Source organism: Hydrogenophaga sp., assembly GCF_030651625.1.
In the GTDB taxonomy this organism is placed as follows: Bacteria; Pseudomonadota; Gammaproteobacteria; order Burkholderiales; family Burkholderiaceae_C; genus Hydrogenophaga.
This window is the reverse complement of the sequence record NZ_JAUSCF010000030.1, coordinates 100,064-117,983: the sequence shown is the minus strand read 5'-3', so window position 1 is coordinate 117,983 and position 17,920 is coordinate 100,064. Positions and strand designations below refer to the sequence as shown.

Sequence of the window (17,920 nt, the reverse complement as noted above, 5' to 3'; positions counted from 1 at the left end):
AAGCAACGGTGAATATGACCCTCAGAAACGGGGCAGTTCCGGGTGCGCCAGCTGTCCTCCGCGCACCAGCATCTTTCCGTATTCAGCACAACGTTGCAAGGTGGGGATCACCTTGCCGGGATTCAGTAGGCCATTGGTATCAAAAGCGCGCTTCACTGCGAACATTTGAGCATTCTCTTCGGCGGAAAACTGCACGCACATGCTGTTGAGCTTTTCCACACCCACGCCGTGTTCTCCGGTCACTGTGCCCCCCATGGCCACACTGGTTTCCAGTATGTCGGCACCAAAGAGCTCGCAGCGATGCAATTGATCGGCATCGTTCGCGTCGAAAAGGATCAGCGGGTGCAGATTGCCGTCGCCGGCATGAAACACGTTGGCGCAACGCAGCCGGTATTTCTTTTCCATCTCGGCAATGGCGAGCAGGATGTCGGCCAGGCGTTTGCGCGGGATGGTCGAGTCCATGCACATGTAGTCGGGGCTGATGCGCCCGCTGGCGGGAAAGGCGTTCTTGCGGCCGCTCCAGAAACGCAGCCGCTCGGCCTCGTCGCGGCTGACCGCGATGGCGGTGGCGCCACATCGGCGCAGCACGGCGCTCATGCGGCCGATCTCTTCCTCCACCTCTTCGGGTGTGCCGTCGCTCTCGCACAGCAGGATCGCTTCGGCATTCAGGTCGTAGCCCGCGTGCACGAAGTCTTCCACTGCAGCGGTCATGGGCTTGTCCATCATCTCCAGCCCCGCCGGGATGATGCCTTCAGCAATGACCGAAGCCACCGCATCGCCGGCTTTGCGCACATTGTTGAAACTGGCCATGATGCAGCGCGCCAGCAGCGGCTTGGGTACCAGCTTGACGGTGACCTCGGTGATCACGGCCAGCATGCCCTCGCTGCCAATCACCAGCGAGAGCAGATCCAGACCCGGCGTGTCGAGCGCTTCAGCACCGAAGGTGATGGGTTCACCTTCCACCGTGAAACCCCGCACCTGCAGCACGTTGTGCAGCGTCAGGCCGTATTTAAGGCAATGCACGCCACCGGAGTTTTCGGCCACGTTGCCGCCAATGGTGCAGGCGATCTGACTGCTCGGGTCGGGCGCGTAGTACAGACCGTGAGGTGCAGCGGCCTCCGAAATGGCCAGGTTGCGAACGCCGGCCTGCACCACGGCGGTTCTGGCGCGCGGGTCGATCCGCGAGATGCGGTTGAACTTGGCCAGTGCCAAGGTCACGCCCATCGCATGGGGCATGGCGCCACCCGACAGGCCGGTTCCCGCGCCCCTGGCGATCACGGGCACGTCCAGCGCATGGCAGACCTTGAGCACGGCGGCCACCTGGTCTTCGGTCTCGGGCAGAGCCACCACCAGCGGCCGTTGCCGGTAGGCGGTCAGACCGTCGCATTCGTAAGGCGTCGTGTCCTCGTTGTGCCACAGGAGCGCATGCGCAGGCAGCACCGCCTGCAGCGCACTGACCACCGTGCTCTGGCGCACGGCGCGTTCGCTCTGGTTGACCTGCACAGGGGTTGAGGGGACATTCATGGTGGGGGCGATGGACAACGCGCGGGCGTTCAGTTTAGGCCAATCGGTCGCACAGCGATTGAAGAAACTTGCAGCCGTGTGTGAAGTTGGCGCAGCGCTCCACCGGTCGGATTTGGCGCATGGGGACTTGAAAAACCGCTGGGGCGACATCAACTTTTTGCTGGGTGGGGCACAGCCCGTGCCCCCTGATCCGCCAACGCTGACAAGGAGTTTTTCCATGAACCATGTGATCACCCGTTCCGGTTTGCTCGACGACTTCTTCAAGGATGTCGCTCCGGGGTTTTTTGTCCGTCCCTTGCACGGGGATTCCCTTCCGTCGCCGTCCCAGATAAAGATCGACGTGAAGGAAACCCCGTCGGTCTACACGGTGGTGGCTGAGGTGCCCGGCGTGCCCAGGGAGGACATTCATGTGACGGTCGAGGGCAGCGTGGTGACCCTGCGCGCCGAGATCAAGCAGGAGGACAGCCAGCGCCAGGACGAGAAGGTTTTGCGCACCGAGCGCTATTACGGCGCGGTGTCTCGCAGCTTTCAGCTGGCGACCGACATTGACAACCAGAATGCCCGCGCCAAGTATGAAAACGGGGTGTTGACGCTGACCCTTCCCAAAAAGGTGGCCCTGGCGGGGCAGCGCCTGAATATAGAGTGAGCACCCCCTGCGTCGCTGACGCGTCTTCCCCCTCTCTCGCCTGCGGCGGGAGGGGGACGCAGCCCTTTGGCCCGGCAAGCCGGTTCCAAGGCTGCCCTGGATCAGGGGCACGCGCTCCGGTTGCTCCTGGGTTCAGCTGAGGCTTTTCTTGAGCCACTCGGCGAACGCCGCGCATTCCCAGCGATCCATCGTGCCGGTGCGCCAGCACAGGTAGTGCGCGTGCGGGCTTGGCACGTGCCGTTCGTACAGCGGCACCAGTGTGCCGTGCTCCAGCCAGGGCGCGCCCAGTTTGAGCCGCACCAGTGCCACGCCCATTCCGGCGGCAGCGCCGTCGCACATGAGACCGATGTCGTTGAATTGCGAGCCGTCCAGGGGCTCGGGCCAGTCCAGTTCGTGCGCAGCGAACCAGGTGCGCCATGGCTCCAGCGGGCTTCGCAGCAAAGGCACTCCCTCGAGGTCTTCGGCGGTTTCGAACGGGCCGTGCTCGCGTGCAAAGGCGGGTGAGGCCAGTGGTGTGATTTCGTCCTTCATCAGGCAGACGTGCTCCACGTCGGCGTAGCGACCGGTGCCAAAGCGAATCATCAGGTCCGCATCTTCGGCCACCACATCCAGCAGCGGGATGCTGACCTGCAGCGTCAGGTCGATCTCCGGGTAGGCCTCGCTGAACTGTTTCAGGCGCGGCAACAGGATGGAGCGCGCGAAAGTGGGCGTCACCGCCAGCCGAAGCTTGCGTCGCCCGGGTGTGACAGCGCTGCTAGGGAATTTTTGCAGTGTGGCCAGGCCTTCGCGCACATGAGCCAGGTATTCGCTGCCCTCGGTTGTCAGGGAAAAGTCTGCCCGGCCAAACAGCTTGGTACCCAGGATCTGTTCCAGCTGCTTGATGCGATGGCTGACCGCGCTGGGTGTGACGTTGAGTTCCTCCCCCGTCTGGGTGACGCTGCGCAGCCGCGCAAGGGCCTCGAAGGTGAGCAGACACTGTATCGGGGGAATTCGGATGGTCATGTGCGTCAATGTCCCCATCGGAGGGAGTCACGAGCCGCCGGGCAGCGACCCGCGCAGCTGCGGAGCGTGGGGGCGGTCGACCGACCGCAGCGCCGGGCCGCCCCAAGCAAGGTCAGCCCCCTCGGGGGGCAGCGACCCGCGCGGCGGCGGAGCGTGGGGGCACAGTTCATTTGAAGACAACCGTCTTGTGGCCGTTGAGCAGCACCCGGTGCTCGCTGTGCCACTTCACGGCGCGCGCCAGCACCTGGCTTTCGGTGTCACGGCCCAGGGCAGTGAGGTCTTCCACCGTGTCGGTGTGGTCCACCCGGGCCACGTCCTGCTCGATGATCGGACCTTCGTCAAGATCGGCCGTCACGTAGTGGGCGGTGGCGCCAATGAGCTTCACGCCGCGGTCGTGCGCCTGGTAGTACGGCTTGGCCCCTTTGAAGCTGGGGAGAAAGCTGTGGTGGATGTTGATCGCCTTGCCTGCCAATTGTTTGCACAAGTCGTTGCTGAGCACCTGCATGTAGCGCGCCAGCACCACCAGTTCGGCACCTTCGCCCTGGATGATCTCCAGCTGCTTGGCCTCGGCCTGCGGTTTGGTGGCGGCGGTCACCGGAATGTGGTGGAAGGGCACGTTGTAGCCGGCCGCGAGCTGGTAGAAATCCCGGTGGTTGCTGATGATGGCGCGGATGTCGAGTGGCAGCAAACCGCTTTTCCACCGGAACATCAGGTCGTTGAGACAGTGCCCCTCCTTGCTCACGAAGATCACGGTGCGAACCGGTTCTGCCAGCGCGTGCAGGCTCCAGCGCATGGCGTAGGCCTCGGCGAACAGCTTCAGGCGCAGGCGAAGATCGTCCTGCGTGAGTTGCACACAGGCGAACTGCACCCGCATGAAGAAGAGCCCGGTGTCGGGGTCGTTGTACTGGGCGGCCTCTTCGATGTTGCCGCCGTGCTCCAGCAAGAAGCCCGAAACAGCGTGCACGATGCCGGGGCGGTCCGGGCAGGAGAGGGTGAGGACATAGGTGTGGTTCATGGCCGACCGATTGTCGCAGGATGCCTGGCGATGGGTCCGTCGCCGCCGTGGGCAGTGGTGCCCCCGAAGGCCTTTGGACCTGCCAGAATTGGCGATCTTCGTACCCCAGGAGCACCGACATGGCCTACAACGACCTCCGTATGGACAACCAGTGGTTGCCCTTCACGCCCAACCGCAGCTTCCAGAAGGACCCCCGGGTGTTCGTGGCCGCCGACGGCATGCACTTCACAACACACGACGGCCGCCAGGTCATCGACGGTATTTCCAGCCTCTGGTGCGTGGGCGCCGGCCACAACCGCAAGCCGATCAACGAAGCCATCAAGAAACAGCTCGATACGCTGGACTACGCCACTGCGTTCAGTGTGAGCAACGACAAGGCGTTTCGCGCCGCCGAAATGATCGCCGCCATGGCGCCGGGTGACCTGAACAAGGTGCTGTTCTGCAATTCCGGCTCCGAGGCAGCCGACACCTCCATGAAGGTGGCGCTGGCCTACCACCGCGCGCGCGGCGAGGGTCACCGCAACATCTTCATCGGCCGCGAACGCGGTTACCACGGCGTGGGCTTTGGCGGCATGTCGGTGGGAGGCATTCCGGCCAACCGAAAGGTCTATGGCACCAGCCTGCTGCCGCGCGTGGACCACCTGCGTTTCATCCATGATCCGCTGAAGCACGCCTACATCCACAACCAGGAACCGGTGTGGGAGGAGGACCTGCTGCTGGAGCTGGAAAACCGCATCCTGCCACTGCACGATCCGAGCAACATCGCGGCCGTGATCGTGGAGCCGGTGGCCGGCAGCGCCGGCTGGTACATCCCGCCACAGGGCTACCTGAAGCGGCTGCGCGAGATCTGCGACAAGCACGGCATCCTGCTGATCTTCGACGAGGTGATCACCGGCTTCGGTCGGCTGGGCACGGCCTTCGCATCAGACCACTACGGCGTGCAACCCGACATGCTGAACTTTGCGAAGGCGGTCACCAACGGCGTGTTCCCGCTCGGTGGCGTGGTCTGCACCGACCGCATCTATGACGCCATGATGGGCGCCCACGGCAACGCGCCGGAGCACGCCATCGAATTCTTTCACGGCTACACCTATTCAGGCCATCCGGTGGCCTGTGCCGCTGCCATCGCCACCCTCGACCTGTTCCGCGAAGAGAAGCTGTTCGAGCGCGCCGGCGAAATGGCACCGGTGCTGGGTGACGCCATGCACGCCGCGCTCAAGGGGCTGCCGAACGTGATCGGCATCCGCAGCCTGGGGCTGGCCGCTGCGGTCGAACTCGCGCCCATCGCCGGTCTGCCGGGCAAACGCGCTTTCGACGTGTTCATGGACTGCTACCACCGCGGCGTGCTGGTGCGCAATGCGGGCGAGAACCTGGTGTTTGCACCGCCCTACATCGTCGAGCGCGGTCACATCGAAACCATGGTGGGCGTGCTGGCCGATGCGATCCGGCGGAGTGCTTGACACACCCCCGCAGCGCTTGCGCGCCATCCCCTGAAGGGGGCGATACCAGTCGTCCGGTAGCGCCGGCCCGACGGAGCCTCTGGAATGGGTCACTTCACTCCGCAAAGGGATGGGGTCATCCTGCCGCGCCGCGCGCCATCACCTGAGCACCTTCGGCGCTTGCCTGAAGAACCGGGTGCTTCTCAGCGCGCCATTTGCCGCTTCATCTCGGCGCAGTGATCGCGTGGCGGCTGCGGTGGTGAGGTCCACAGAAGGTCGGCCTGCGAGGTGGTGGCCACCGGGTCTTCGAGGGTGTTCGGCTGTGCACGGGACTGCACCACCCTGAAGGCCTGTCGCGCTGGCAGGAAACGCGGCACGCCCAGATCACGCCGGACATGCTCGTTGCCTGCCACCAGCAAGACGGTCTGTCCCCTTTTGAGGGCCGATGTCGCGGTCAGCGCCATCGACTGGTCACGGGCGATCTGGATGCGGGTCATGGGCGCAATCTGGGCCTCGGGCAGCAGGTCACAGTGGCCCTTGCGAATGTTGGCCTGCTGTTCGAGGAGTGCATCCCGGTCCAGCAGTTGATCCAGCGCGGTGTGGTTCATCGCCGCGGCCATTTCAGCCCGGGGCAGATTGCCTCCGAACACGGGTACGCCGGCCCTTACCGCGGTCATCACAACCGGTCCGTACACCGGCCATGGCCAGCCGCCATTGGCCTGGTTCCAGTCGAGGGCCTCTTTGGCCTGATCTTCGGTGGCGTCGGGTGCAAGGCCGCTGGTGGAGCGTCCGCGCGGCGCCATTTCCAGTACCACGGCGCCAAGCTCCCCCCGCGACGCCAGTTGCCGCACGAGTTCGCGCTGCAGCCGCTGATGGTCCGGCGCGTCGTGCTGTTCACCCAGCAGCAACAGCGGCGTGGGCATGGTGCGTTCGAGCATGTCGCTGGCGGTGCGTGCCGGATTCGGTGCCGCCGGGGTCTGCAAAGGCTCGGCCAGCGTGCAGCCACCCAGTGGCAGCGCGCCCACAGCCATGCAGGCCCCAAACAAGCCATGTGTGACAGCGCTTCGACAGTTCATGTGTGGATACTACGTCGCCCGCCTGATGGCGTTTGCTGGCCTTTTTCAATCACTGTGACCATAACCCATTTTCTCCCTCCTGCCTCGCCCTGGCGTGTCGCGCTGACGTTGTTGCTGGCGCTGGTGGCTGCCCAGGTCTGTGTGTGGCTGGCCACGCCCATTCCCTGGATGATAGGGCCCTTGCTGGCCACTTCGCTGTTGTCGGTACTCGGTGCCCCGACCGAGAGCTGGGCGCCGTTTCGCAACACCGGGCAATGGGTGATCGGTGCCGCACTGGGGCTGTATTTCACGCCAGAGGTGGGCAAGCTGGTGGCGGGTCTCTGGTGGGCGATCGCGCTGGGCATCGCCTGGGCTCTGGCGCTGGGGCTTGCTTTTGGCGGCTGGTTGCACCGCCTGCACGCACACCACCTGCCTGGGCTCAGCCAGGCGGAACTGCGGTGCACCACCTACTTTGCGGGTGCGATCGGCGGTGCTTCGGAGATGACGCTGATCGCCGAACGCCATGGCGCGCGCACGGACCTGGTGGCCGCGACGCACAGCCTGCGGGTCTTGCTGGTCACGCTTTCCATTCCTTTTGCCATGCAGATCTGGGGTGTCGACGCGCTGGATACCCTGCCCGCTGCGGTGCGCGACTGGCATTGGCAAGGTCTGGCGGTGCTGGCGCTCGCCACGTTTGCAGGGGCCTGGGTCATGACGCAACTGGGACGAGCCAATCCCTGGTTCATGGGCGCACTGGTGGTCACCATGGCCATCACGCTCTCAGGTGTGACGCTCTCGGCGATTCCGACCGGGCTGTCCAATGCGGCACAACTGGTGATTGGCGTGAGTCTGGGCGTGCGTTTCACCCCCGCCTTCCTGCACACAGCGCCCCGGTGGCTGGCCTCGGTGGCCGTGGCCAGTGTGGCCATGATGCTTTTGTGTGCGGGGTTCGCGTGGCTGCTCTCGGCGCTCACCGGTCTGCATCCAGCCACCCTGATTCTGGGCACCTCGCCCGGCGGCATCGCCGAAATGGCGATCACCGCCAAAGTGCTGCAACTGGGGGTGCCCGTGGTCACCGCGTTTCAGGTGTGCCGCCTCGTGGCCGTGCTGGTGCTGGCCGAACCGGTGTACCGCTGGTGGTATGCGGGCCGGCTGCCGGCTCCCTGAGCTCAGTGCCGGAACTTGCCTTCGCGTGTGTAGATGGCCAGGTCCACCAATGTCAGCCCGGTATGGCCGCCTTCGCGGTAGGCCAGTTTCATCCCTTCGATCTGCAGATCGGCGTTCTTCAAGCCGGCCACGAAGCTCGCCCGGGTAGGGTTGGTGCCCGCGCGCTGAAGCGCTTCCACCAACGCCCGGGCCGTCATGTATCCCTCGAGGCTGCCATATGAAAAGTCCTGACCAGGCTTGTACGCCTTGAATGCATCCTGGTAGGCGCGGGTCAGTGCAGACTTGCGCTCCCAGGGACTGGGCATCACCTGGGCAAAGATCATGCCATGCGCAAGTGCACCCAGACTGGCCGCGAGGTTGGTTGAACCGGAGTTCACGGCGTAGAACTGGACCTTGATTTGCCGGTCCCGGGTCTTTCGGATGAGTCTCTCGTAGACACCGATACCGCCGTGGTTGAACACCACCTGCGCGCCGCTTCGGCCGAGTTGGTCCACCATGGCGTTGATCCCTGCATCGTCCACATCGGACTTGAACGGCAAGTCGGCCACCAGATCGAGGCCCAGGGATTGGCTGAGCTTGCGCACATTGTCAAGGTGCTGTTGTCCGGTTTCAGAGTCAGACCGAAAGAACGCGATGCGACTCATTCCCAGGCTCTTTGCGTGCGCCATCAGCGCCTGGAACTCGTCCTTGTGCTCGGCCCTGACGGGGAACACCAGTGGCTGATGAGGGGTGCGCAGGGTGGGTGAGCCAGCCATCGGACCAAAGAAGGGCACATTGAGATCGTTGGTGGCTTTCATCACGGCCGTGGATGGCCCACCCTCAATGGAGCCGAAAACAATGAAAACTTTGTCCTGGGAGATCAACTGCCGCGCATTCGCCTCCGCCTGGGCTGAACTGTTGTTGTCATCCAGCACCTTCACCACGATTCTTCTGCCCGCAACGCCCCCCTGGCGGTTCACCTGTGCAAGGTGGGTCTGGATGCCGTCCAGCACGGCCATGCCGTAATCGTTCTTCCCGGCCTGAAGCGTGATGCTCTGGCCTATCAGGATTTCCCGGGCTGTGATGCCATCTTCGGCGTGTGCACTGGTGCAGGCCAGCAAACCGACCATGCCTGCGGACAGCAACCAGCGGCTAAAGGTGTTGGTTTTGTTCATGAAATCAATTCAAAGGGCTTCGATTTCATTCAGTCTAGAGCTGCTAAAGCATTGCCGGCCATGCCCGGCGCATTCAAGCAACGCAAGCGTGAAAAAGCCGACAGATCGTTGAGATCTGTCGGCTTTAGGAGACGCGGGTTCTTGCGTGGTTTGATCAGTGCATCACCACAGGCATCTGCGCCAGGGTGGCGTAGCCTTCCAGTGTGTCTTCGACTTCTTCCTGGGATGGCATGCTTTGTTGCCACACAGTGATCTGGCTCTGGAACATTTCTGCCCATGAACCGTCCAGGTAGACCTCTTTGCCCGAACGCTTGTCCACGATCTCGAAGCCGTGGCGCGGGATCTGGGGACCATCCGAAGGCGTGAGATCGCCTTCCAGTGGAGCATTGGCAAGGATGTGGACAACGGCGAAGGCGTCCGAGTCGTAGAGCATGTTCATGACTGAAAAATCCTTGAAATGGGAAACCAGTGTGCCTGTTGAACTTATATCGGCAATTGATGCGGGAACTGCAGGTGAGAGTGAGGTTTACATGGCAACGTTCACGCCAATTTCAAGATGCGTCTGTTTTTGGGCACATTTCTGCCCTTTATCCATGCATCAGGGAGGGTATGCATCGCCCGCGCCGCGTTGCGAGGGAGATAAAGGCCACCGTCAAGGGAAGTAGCGAAGCGATTGTTCGACGTGGTCGCCGTTGTGCTGTGTGATGCGCAGGCGAGCGGGCAAATGGTTCAACTGGGGTGCCAGCCACAGCTCGGTCTGGGTGTCGAAGGGTTTTCTGGGGGCGCGTTTGATGTGTCGAACCTTCAACTCCCCCGCAGGCAAGGTCAGCGTTTGCTCCGCGCCCATTTCAAAGCGCCAGATTTCGGCGTCGCCCGGCCCAGCGACCTGCAGGTTGACGAAAGTGCCAGGCGGGTAGGCCTCAGGCTGTGCTTGCAAGAGGGCTGCCAGTTGCATGAAAACGCTCAGTCGATCCTGGCCCCCAGCGAGCCAGGTGGCGTCGGGTGCGTTGTTGCTGAAGCGGATGCGCTGGTTCGGACCATCGAAATGGGCGGCCCGTTCACTGCGGCTCTTGTCCCCGAATCGCTCCGGAACCAGGCCGGTGGACGCCACCGAACCCACGCTGGTCTGTTCACGGCTGCCAGCCAGAAAGGCGCGCACCACCATGTGCGCTTCATAGCGGTCATCCTGGTTCTCCCAGTTCAGGGAGCCACTGGCGTTGTAGTTGATGCCTTTCACGCGCCCGGTGACCTCGTACAGCAGGCGCATGCTGGGAGGCACCTGCGCAGGAGGCAGTGCTGGTTCGGCGACCACCGGCTCGACGGGTACCGGGTCTTCCGGCCGGGGCGCGGGCAGTCCGCCAGGGCCGGCGGTGGCTGCGGGATCGGCCGCCAGGCCGGTACCAGGCCGCTCCTGGGTGGTCAGGTCTGGCGCACCGATCGGCTCCGCCATCCAAGCTTCGGCGGGGTCGGCCGGCTGCGCTTCCATCGGCAACTGGGCGGGCTCGTCGTTCAACGCCTGTGGTGTTTGCAGGATTGGAGGCGGGGGATCCACTTCGGGGGGGCGTTCGGCGGCGGGCGGCGGTGGCGCTTGCCGGGGTGTGGGTGGTGGCGCCTTGATCTCTGGCGGTGGTGCTGGCTCTGGCGGCTTGGGCAGGATCCAGCGCACCCGACTGGAGGTGATGGGTGCGGGCAGGGCGGGCGCCGTGTCCGCAGGGGTGATCTGGGCGGTGAGCGTGGCAGGTGACGCAGCGTTCGGCGAGCCGCCTGAGGACGCTGCCTGATCTGGGCCGATCCCGCTGGGCCAACCGCCGGTCAGAACATACAGGTGAGCGAGTAGCACGCCGACGGTCAGCGCAGACAGCGTGTGCCAGCGCGGCGCAGAGGAGGTGCGTTCCGAGGGGGATCTCACGTGTGTCAGGTTACCGGGTTGTGTCCCAGGTCGGCACTGAGCTGGCGCGCGCAGCGCAGCACAGACTGGGCGGGCAGGCTATCCCAGCGGGTGTCCAGTGTGGCCACCGAACCCAGCACAACCAGACCCAATGCGAGCCGGCCCTGTGCGTCAAATACCGGGGCACAGAAGCCGCCGACGCCAGGCAACAGGCTGTGCACCACGCGACCCAGGCCACGATGCCGGGTTTCTTCCAGCAAGGCCTGCACTTCCTGAATCGATTGGGGAACGTCCTCCAGCGGCAGGCCATTGCGAGGCAGCTTTTTCAGCCGCGCGAGCTCTTCCCGCATCATGGGTCCGATGCGCTGTGCATCGCGACCTTCATTGCCCATGAAGGCGGCAAAACACCGGCCCGTGGCCGAGGTGAGCAGAGGCATGACATCACCCAGCCGCAGCGTGACCGGCACAGTCTGGGGGGCTTCCATCCAGTGCACCATCGTGGGGCCCTGGTTTCCCCAAACCGCAATGGCCAGCGTATGGCCGGTTTCGGCCAGCAGGGTGGCGATGCGATCACGCGCGAGCTTCACCGCGTCGATCCGGCTCAGGCTGGCCAGTCCCAGTCGCAGCGCGGCAGGACCGAGGTCGTAGCGGGTGCTCACCGGGTCTTGCAGGACCAGGCCCATGCGCTGGAAGCTGACCAGGTACCGGTGCGCCTTGGCAGCGCTCATGCCGGCGGCGGCGGCCAGGTCGCGCAGCATGAGCGCACCTGTGGCCTGAGCCAGCGCGTCAAGCAGTGCAAAGCCCACTTCCACCGACTGGATACCCGCACGCAACTGCTCCGCGTCGTCTGGGCTTTCTGCGGGGGGCGTGCGGGAAGTGGTGCGCTTGGCGCGGGCATCGCTGAAGGTTGAAGCAGGCATGTAGAGGTGGGTTGGGCTTGACTTGGATACGGTGGGTGCAAGCGGGTTCCGTGCGCCTTCAGGCGGACCGGGCACACATTTTCAGGCTTTCAGCTAGAATTTCGGCCTTACGTATAGGTTAATTAATTTCACTATTCGTAATTTTGGCCGTTCATCGATCCCGGGCTGCAGCCTGTGGATGCCCAAGGTCAAAATCAGGACATCCCAACCCAACTGCAGCAGGAGACTTGCATGAAACTCGCCACATACAAAGACGGCTCACGCGACGGACAACTGGTGGTGGTCTCGCGCGATCTCTCGACCGCACATTATGCGACCGGCATCGCCGACCGCCTTCAGCAGGTGCTGGACGACTGGAACTTTCTGGCGCCTCAGCTGGAAGACCTTTACGCCACCCTCAACAGCGGCAAGGCCAGGCACGCTTTTCCCTTCGATCCTGCCATGTGCATGGCGCCGCTGCCACGCGCCTACCAGTGGGCGGACGGCTCAGCCTACATCAACCATGTCGAACTGGTGCGCGCAGCGCGCAACAGCGAAGTGCCCCAGAGTTTCTATGAAGATCCTCTGATGTACCAGGGCGGCAGCGACGATTTCATCGGACCCTGCGATCCCGTCGTGGTGCCGAGCGAAGATTACGGTATCGACTTCGAAGCCGAAATCGCGGTCGTTACCGGTGACGTACCCATGTGTGTCACCCCCGAGCAGGCCATTGACAGCGTGCGCCTGCTCATGCTGGTCAACGACGTGTCGCTGCGCAATCTGATACCCGCCGAACTGTCAAAGGGCTTTGGCTTTTTCCAGAGCAAGCCGGCCACCGCCTTCAGCCCGGTGGCGGTAACGCCCGACGAGCTGGGCGATGCCTGGCAGGGCGGCCGCGTGCACCTCACGCTGCAAAGCACCTGGAACGGCCGCAAGGTGGGCATGTGCGAAGCAGGCCCCGAAATGACCTTCCACTTTGGCCAGCTCATCGCGCACATCGGCAAGACGCGCAAGGTGCGCGCCGGCTCCATCGTGGGCAGCGGCACCGTGAGCAACAAGGCCGTGGAGGTGGACGGCCGAAAGGAATGGCCCAAGGGTTACAGCTGCATCGCCGAGAAGCGCGCGATCGAGACCATCCTCGACGGCAAACCGTCGACCGCGTTCATGAAGTATGGCGACACCATCCGCATCGAGATGAAGGGCAAGGACGGTCAGAGCATTTTTGGCGCGATCGATCAGAAGATTGCGCCGCTGGAGGGGTAGGGCCTTCCGGAAGCTTGGCTTGGCCGGGTCTCGCCCCGGCGGGCGAGGTACTTTTCTTTGCCAAAGAAAAGTACCCAAAAGAAAGGCGTGCCGAAGTCCGGGGCCCTGCGGGCTTCCTTGCGCTGCTCGCGTCGTGGGGGAAATTCGCAAACTTGTCCGCTGCGCGGCCTTCGGTCATGCGAATTTCTGGTCCCCACGCCGCTGCGCTGCTCAGCCCGGCCACTCGGCAATGCGGGATCGGGATCGGACTACCCCTCGAGCGACGTGCCTTCACTTCCTCCACAGAGCGGCGCTGCGTGGTAGGGGTTGGTCGATGCCTAGCTTGCGTAAACTTGATCCAGTGACGCGAACCCCTTGACCTCGATCGGGTTACCAAAAGGGTCGCAGAAGAACATCGTCCACTGCTCCCCCGGCTGGCCCTCAAAACGCACCTGCGGAGGCAGCACGAACTCGGTGCCGGCGGTTTTCAGCCGTTCGGCCAGCGCCTTCCATTCCGGCAGCAAGAGCACCAGACCGAAGTGCGGCATGGGCACCAGGTGTTCGCCCACATGGCCGGTGCGGGTGGTTTTCAGTGGTTCACCGAGGTGCAACGAGATCTGGTGACTGAAAAAATTGAAATCGACCCAGGTGTCGGTGCTTCTGCCTTCCTGGCAGCCCAGCACGCCGCCGTAAAAGCGTCGCGCCGTGTCCAGGTCGGTGACGTTGAAAGCGAAGTGGAAAAGGCTGCGGGTGCTAATGGGGGTCTCAGAATTCATGCAAAGGAGCATACCCTCCAACAGACCGCAGCGCAGGGCCGCCCCAAGCAAGGTCAGCCCCCTCGGGGGGCAGCGACCCGCGCAGCGGCGGAGCGTGGGGGGTCGAACAGACCGCAGCGCAGGGCCGCCCCAAGCAAGGTCAGCCTCCTCGGGGGGCAGCGACCCGCGCAGCGGCGGAGCGTGGGGGTAACGAACAGACCGCAGCGCAGGGCCGCCCCAAGCAAGGTCAGCCCCCTCGGGGGGCAGCGACCCGCGTCAGCGGCGGAGCGTGGGGGTATGACGTGTTATTCGGTTTTGGCCTGGCATTCCACACAGCGCTCGGCGGTGGGCTGCGCATGCAGGCGTGCCGTGGGAATGGACACCCCGCATTGCAGGCACAAACCGTAGGTTCCATCGGCCACGCGTTTGAGTGCGTTGTCGATGGCCAGTAGTTCGGCCGCCTCGCGCTCTTCCAGTGCCACACTCAGGTCGAACTCCTCGTCGGCCTTGGCCCAGTCGTCGCTGGCCATCTCGCGTGCATCGGCGGCGGCCTCGGCGCGACCGCGCGCACCACCACGCTGGGCGCGGAGCCGGTCAATCAGGTCGCGCCGCATCTGGTTCAGCTGAGTTGTGAAGGTGTCGGAAATGGGTGTGCTCATGGTGTCTCCTTTGAGGCTGGATACTGACGGTGCACGTTGCCTGTGCCCTTGATTCAGGTCAAGCACAATCCAATCGAGCCCCTAAATGCAAAGGAGACCTTCATGACACCGATCGATTACAGCCGCTACCAGACGCTCGCCATCACCCGACGAGGCCCCAGCGTGGACGGTATCCCCAGTGTGCTCGACATCCAGATGCGGGCCGACGGCCCCGGCGGCAACGGCAAGCTGCCCACCGCTGGCCACGAAGGGCATTGGGAGCTGAGCGAAATCTGGCGCGACGTTGGGCGCGATGACAGCGTGCGCTGCGCGGTGCTGCGTGGCAGCGGCATCGGATTTTCAGGCGGCGGTGATCTGGCGCTGGTGCAGGACATGGCGACCGACTTCGAGGTGCGTACCCGGGTGTGGAAGGAGGCGCGCGATCTGGTCTACAACGTGATCAACTGCGACAAACCCATCGTGAGCGCCATGCACGGCCCGGCCGTGGGTGCCGGGCTGGTGGCAGGGTTGCTGGCCGACATATCCATCGCAGCCAAGAGCGCGAAGATCGTGGACGGTCATACCCGCCTGGGCGTGGCGGCAGGCGATCACGCTGCCATCGTTTGGCCATTGCTGTGCGGCATGGCCAAGGCCAAGTACTACCTCATGCTGTGCGACCCCATCAGTGGTGAAGAGGCCGAGCGCATTGGCCTGGTGTCGCTGGCCGTGGAGGACGACGCGCTGATCGACAAGGCCTATGAGGTGGCCGACCGCCTTGCCAGCGGCAGCCAGACCGCCATTCGCTGGACCAAGTACTCGCTCAACAACTGGCTGCGACAGGCCGGACCGGCTTTCGACACGTCGCTGGCACTGGAATTCATGGGTTTTGCCGGTCCCGATGTGCGCGAAGGTGTGGCATCCTTGCGGGAACGCCGTGCACCCCGTTATGGCGTGGACGGCTGAGCAACACCAGGAGACACCCATGAGCGACGCCAGCGGTTTCGGCAAATTCGTGCCCGGTTTCGAATTCCTTCAGAACCTGGCCGGCCAGGCGGCGGGCGGTGTGGCCCAGGGGTTGGGAAATAGCATTCCGCAACTGCCCAACCTGGGCAACTGGGTGGCGCCCACCTTTAACGTGGAAGATCTGGAAAAGCGCATCGAAGAACTCAGGGCTGTGCATTTCTGGCTGGACCAGAACGCCAAGGCGCTGGGCGCCACCATCCAGGCGCTCGAAGTCCAGAAGATGACGCTGGCCACCTTGAAGACCATGAACTTCAGCCTGGGTGACGTGGCCAACGCGCTCAAGATCAAGGCCGCCGACAGCATGGCCAGCTTCACAGGCGCGCCGCCGGCATCCGCATCCGGTGCGACCCAGTTTGCAGGTCTTGAAATCCCTGAACGAACCTACGGCATGCCCGCGCCGCCTCCCGAGCCTGTAGACGAAGAAGAGTCCGAAGAAGACATCGAAGAAGACATGGAAGAAGACATGGAAGAAGAGGAAGAGGCTGAAGAGCCGCCGCCTCCCGTCGTGCGCAGGGCAGCCAGGCGCTCTGCGGCGCCCAAGGCGCCCGCAGACGGCGCCCCTGCAGGCGGCACCATCGACCCTTTGCAATGGTGGGGCGCGTTGTCCCAGCAATTCCAGAACATCGCCACCAACGCCATGAAGGACGTGGCCAAGCAAACCACGCTCGACACCACCCGCAAGGTCGCCAGCGGACTCACCGAGCAGGCGGTCAAGACCACCACCGGCATGGCGGGCAAGGCGACCCGGGCGGTCACCTCGCACGTGGCACGCAATGTGGGTGCTGCGGCCGGGATGGGCAAGGCGGCGGTGCGCGCGGTCTCCAGCGGACGCAAGGCGACATCGCGGAAGGCGCCCACCAGCAAGGCACCCGCACCGGCCCAGGCACGAGGGCCAGTGGTCACCCAGCCCATGGCGGCGGGCGACTGGCAACTGCCCACGGCCTTCTTCCCGGGTTTTCAAACAGCCCCTGCGCCTGCCACCAGCGCCAAGTCACCTGCCAGAAAACCAGCCACCAAGACTGCGACCAAAAAAGCGCCAGCCAAACCTGCTGTGAAAAAAACCGCAGCCAGGAAGGCACCAGGCAAGAAGGCCGCTGCTCCTTCCCGCCGCCGTTGAATCCATTGCCCGTGTTCTTGCCATTGCCCTGCGCCGCAGGGCTTGATTCCATAGATGAAACTCTTTCCCTACGCCCACGCCACCCACCCGCAATGGCGCATGGCCGCTGCGCTGGTGCTGGCCCAGTTGCGGGCGCAGATGGCCTTGCCCCACCATGCCGACGCGCCCTCGCTGGCGCTGCTCTACATCACCGATCACTACGCAGCAGACGCGCAGGACATCCTGGGCCACCTCAGCGCCGAACTGCCTGAAGTCACCGACTGGGCGGGCACCGTGGGCATTGGTGTGGCGGCCAACAACGTGGAGTATTTTGACGAACCGGCCATGGCCGTGATGCTGTGCGACCTCAGCCCCGACCAGTACCGTGTGTTCAGCGGCGTGGCGCCGCTGGTGGCCAGCGGGGCCGATGCTTCGGGGTTTGTCCCGCACACCGCACTGGTGCACGCCGAGGGTCGCACGCCCGATCTGGCCGAGCTGATCGCCGAAGTGGCGGACCGCACCGCATCCGGCTATGTGTTCGGCGGGCTCACCGCCAGCCGGGGTGCCAGCGCCCAGTTTGCACTGAGCAGTGCGGGAACGATGGGTGGACAAGGCGCGGCCAGTGGCGTCTTTCAAGGGGGCTTGAGCGGCGTGGCGTTCGGTACCGACGTGGGCCTGGTGTCCCGGGTAACGCAGGGTGCGCAGCCGGTGGATCAGGAGCGAACCATCACGGCCGCCGACGGCAACCTGGTGTTGCGGCTGGACGACCAACCCGCACTCGACTTGCTGCTGGAGCGGTTTCAACTTTCACTCGACGATCTGTCTGGCACGGTGGCCCGTTTGCGCACCACCCTGGTGGGCCTGAGCGACCCACTGGATGTGCCGCCGCATCGGTCGCCTGAACCCGTCGCATTGCGTGTATCCGGTCAGTTCGGTGCTGACGTGCGGGTGCGCCACATCATCGGGCTCGACACCGCGCGCCGGGGCATTGCGATCGCGGAGAATGCTCCCGCTGGCACGCGCATGGCGTTTTGTGAACGCCATGTGCAGGCCGCGCGCGCGGATCTCACCCGGGTGTGTGCTGAAGTGCGGGAAGAACTGGAGCCCGAAGAGCGCAGCCTTTCCCTGGCCACGGCGCTGGCCGCGAGCGACACCGAAGCCACGCCACACCCGGCCCGGCGCATTGCCGGCGCGGTCTACGTCAGTTGCTCGGGTCGCGGAGGGCCGCACTTTGGCAGCCCGAGCGCCGAACTGCAGATTGTTCGTCGCGCGCTGGGCGATGTGCCGCTGGTGGGCTTCTTTGCAGGAGGTGAAATCGCGCACCACCGCGTGTACGGCTACACCGCCGTGCTCACCGTGTTCACCATGCCAGCTTGA

Annotated in this window: 17 protein-coding genes; 7 read left to right on the top strand and 10 right to left on the bottom strand. The window is 64.2% G+C overall.

The genetic code is table 11. The features are described 5' to 3' along the window. Positions 1-21: 21 nt before the first annotated feature. Positions 22-1,524 carry an FAD-linked oxidase C-terminal domain-containing protein gene (locus Q7V46_RS14190; protein WP_304914202.1) on the bottom strand — a complete coding sequence of 501 codons (1,503 nt, stop codon included), beginning with the start codon at positions 1,522-1,524 and terminating at the stop codon, positions 22-24. A 217-nt stretch (positions 1,525-1,741) separates the two neighbouring features. Here Q7V46_RS14190 and Q7V46_RS14185 point away from each other — a divergent pair, with 217 nt between their 5' ends. Further along, positions 1,742-2,170, top strand: a complete 429-nt coding sequence (locus Q7V46_RS14185) for an Hsp20/alpha crystallin family protein (RefSeq protein ID WP_304914201.1) — start codon at positions 1,742-1,744, stop codon at positions 2,168-2,170. A 132-nt stretch (positions 2,171-2,302) separates the two neighbouring features. On the opposite strand, the gene Q7V46_RS14180 is transcribed toward Q7V46_RS14185, so the two are convergent. After that, entirely contained in the window at positions 2,303-3,172 is an 870-nt protein-coding gene (locus Q7V46_RS14180) for a LysR substrate-binding domain-containing protein (RefSeq protein WP_304914200.1), read from the bottom strand. Positions 3,173-3,338: 166 nt separating this feature from the next. Next, on the bottom strand, positions 3,339-4,187 hold the full coding sequence (gene purU, locus Q7V46_RS14175) for a formyltetrahydrofolate deformylase (protein ID WP_304914199.1): 849 nt from the start codon (positions 4,185-4,187) through the stop codon (positions 3,339-3,341). Between the two features lie 119 nt (positions 4,188-4,306). Here purU and Q7V46_RS14170 point away from each other — a divergent pair, with 119 nt between their 5' ends. Continuing rightward, a complete protein-coding gene (locus Q7V46_RS14170; RefSeq protein ID WP_304914198.1) occupies positions 4,307-5,647 on the top strand; it encodes an aminotransferase class III-fold pyridoxal phosphate-dependent enzyme in 1,341 nt (446 codons plus the stop codon). Between the two features lie 182 nt (positions 5,648-5,829). Here Q7V46_RS14170 and Q7V46_RS14165 read toward each other — a convergent pair whose 3' ends face one another. Continuing rightward, positions 5,830-6,702 carry a ChaN family lipoprotein gene (locus tag Q7V46_RS14165; RefSeq protein ID WP_304914197.1) on the bottom strand — a complete coding sequence of 291 codons (873 nt, stop codon included), beginning with the start codon at positions 6,700-6,702 and terminating at the stop codon, positions 5,830-5,832. A 60-nt stretch (positions 6,703-6,762) separates the two neighbouring features. Here Q7V46_RS14165 and Q7V46_RS14160 point away from each other — a divergent pair, with 60 nt between their 5' ends. Further along, positions 6,763-7,848, top strand: a complete 1,086-nt coding sequence (locus Q7V46_RS14160; RefSeq protein ID WP_370690350.1) for an AbrB family transcriptional regulator — start codon at positions 6,763-6,765, stop codon at positions 7,846-7,848. A 2-nt stretch (positions 7,849-7,850) separates the two neighbouring features. Here the strand turns inward: Q7V46_RS14160 and Q7V46_RS14155 are convergent, their stop codons facing one another. The 4 genes from Q7V46_RS14155 to Q7V46_RS14140 form a co-directional block, all read right to left on the bottom strand. Further along, complete coding sequence (locus tag Q7V46_RS14155) at positions 7,851-9,002, bottom strand: ABC transporter substrate-binding protein (protein WP_304914195.1); 1,152 nt, start codon at positions 9,000-9,002, stop codon at positions 7,851-7,853. Positions 9,003-9,156: 154 nt separating this feature from the next. Beyond that, entirely contained in the window at positions 9,157-9,441 is a 285-nt protein-coding gene (locus Q7V46_RS14150; protein ID WP_304914194.1) for a DUF3567 domain-containing protein, read from the bottom strand. A 213-nt stretch (positions 9,442-9,654) separates the two neighbouring features. Further along, positions 9,655-10,911, bottom strand: a complete 1,257-nt coding sequence (locus Q7V46_RS14145; RefSeq protein WP_304914193.1) for a DUF3108 domain-containing protein — start codon at positions 10,909-10,911, stop codon at positions 9,655-9,657. A gap of 5 nt (positions 10,912-10,916) precedes the next feature. Beyond that, positions 10,917-11,810, bottom strand: coding sequence for an IclR family transcriptional regulator (locus tag Q7V46_RS14140; protein WP_304914192.1), 894 nt, complete (start codon positions 11,808-11,810; stop codon positions 10,917-10,919). Positions 11,811-12,041: 231 nt separating this feature from the next. On the opposite strand from Q7V46_RS14140, the gene Q7V46_RS14135 reads away from it, so the two are divergent. Then, positions 12,042-13,052 carry a fumarylacetoacetate hydrolase family protein gene (locus Q7V46_RS14135; protein WP_304914191.1) on the top strand — a complete coding sequence of 337 codons (1,011 nt, stop codon included), beginning with the start codon at positions 12,042-12,044 and terminating at the stop codon, positions 13,050-13,052. 317 nt (positions 13,053-13,369) lie between these two features. Here the strand turns inward: Q7V46_RS14135 and Q7V46_RS14130 are convergent, their stop codons facing one another. Together Q7V46_RS14130 and Q7V46_RS14125 are read right to left on the bottom strand one after the other, a co-directional pair. After that, positions 13,370-13,807: a VOC family protein gene (locus Q7V46_RS14130; protein WP_304914190.1), complete on the bottom strand. Its 438-nt coding sequence runs from the start codon at positions 13,805-13,807 to the stop codon at positions 13,370-13,372. Positions 13,808-14,091: 284 nt separating this feature from the next. Continuing rightward, positions 14,092-14,445, bottom strand: coding sequence for a TraR/DksA family transcriptional regulator (locus Q7V46_RS14125; protein WP_304914189.1), 354 nt, complete (start codon positions 14,443-14,445; stop codon positions 14,092-14,094). A 102-nt stretch (positions 14,446-14,547) separates the two neighbouring features. Here Q7V46_RS14125 and Q7V46_RS14120 point away from each other — a divergent pair, with 102 nt between their 5' ends. The 3 genes from Q7V46_RS14120 to Q7V46_RS14110 are packed head-to-tail and all read left to right on the top strand — an operon-like array spanning position 14,548 to position 17,920. Next, positions 14,548-15,387, top strand: coding sequence for an enoyl-CoA hydratase/isomerase family protein (locus Q7V46_RS14120; protein ID WP_370690347.1), 840 nt, complete (start codon positions 14,548-14,550; stop codon positions 15,385-15,387). 19 nt (positions 15,388-15,406) lie between these two features. After that, positions 15,407-16,564, top strand: a complete 1,158-nt coding sequence (locus tag Q7V46_RS14115) for a PhaM family polyhydroxyalkanoate granule multifunctional regulatory protein (protein WP_304914188.1) — start codon at positions 15,407-15,409, stop codon at positions 16,562-16,564. A gap of 54 nt (positions 16,565-16,618) precedes the next feature. Beyond that, positions 16,619-17,920, top strand: coding sequence for an FIST N-terminal domain-containing protein (locus Q7V46_RS14110; RefSeq protein ID WP_304914187.1), 1,302 nt, complete (start codon positions 16,619-16,621; stop codon positions 17,918-17,920).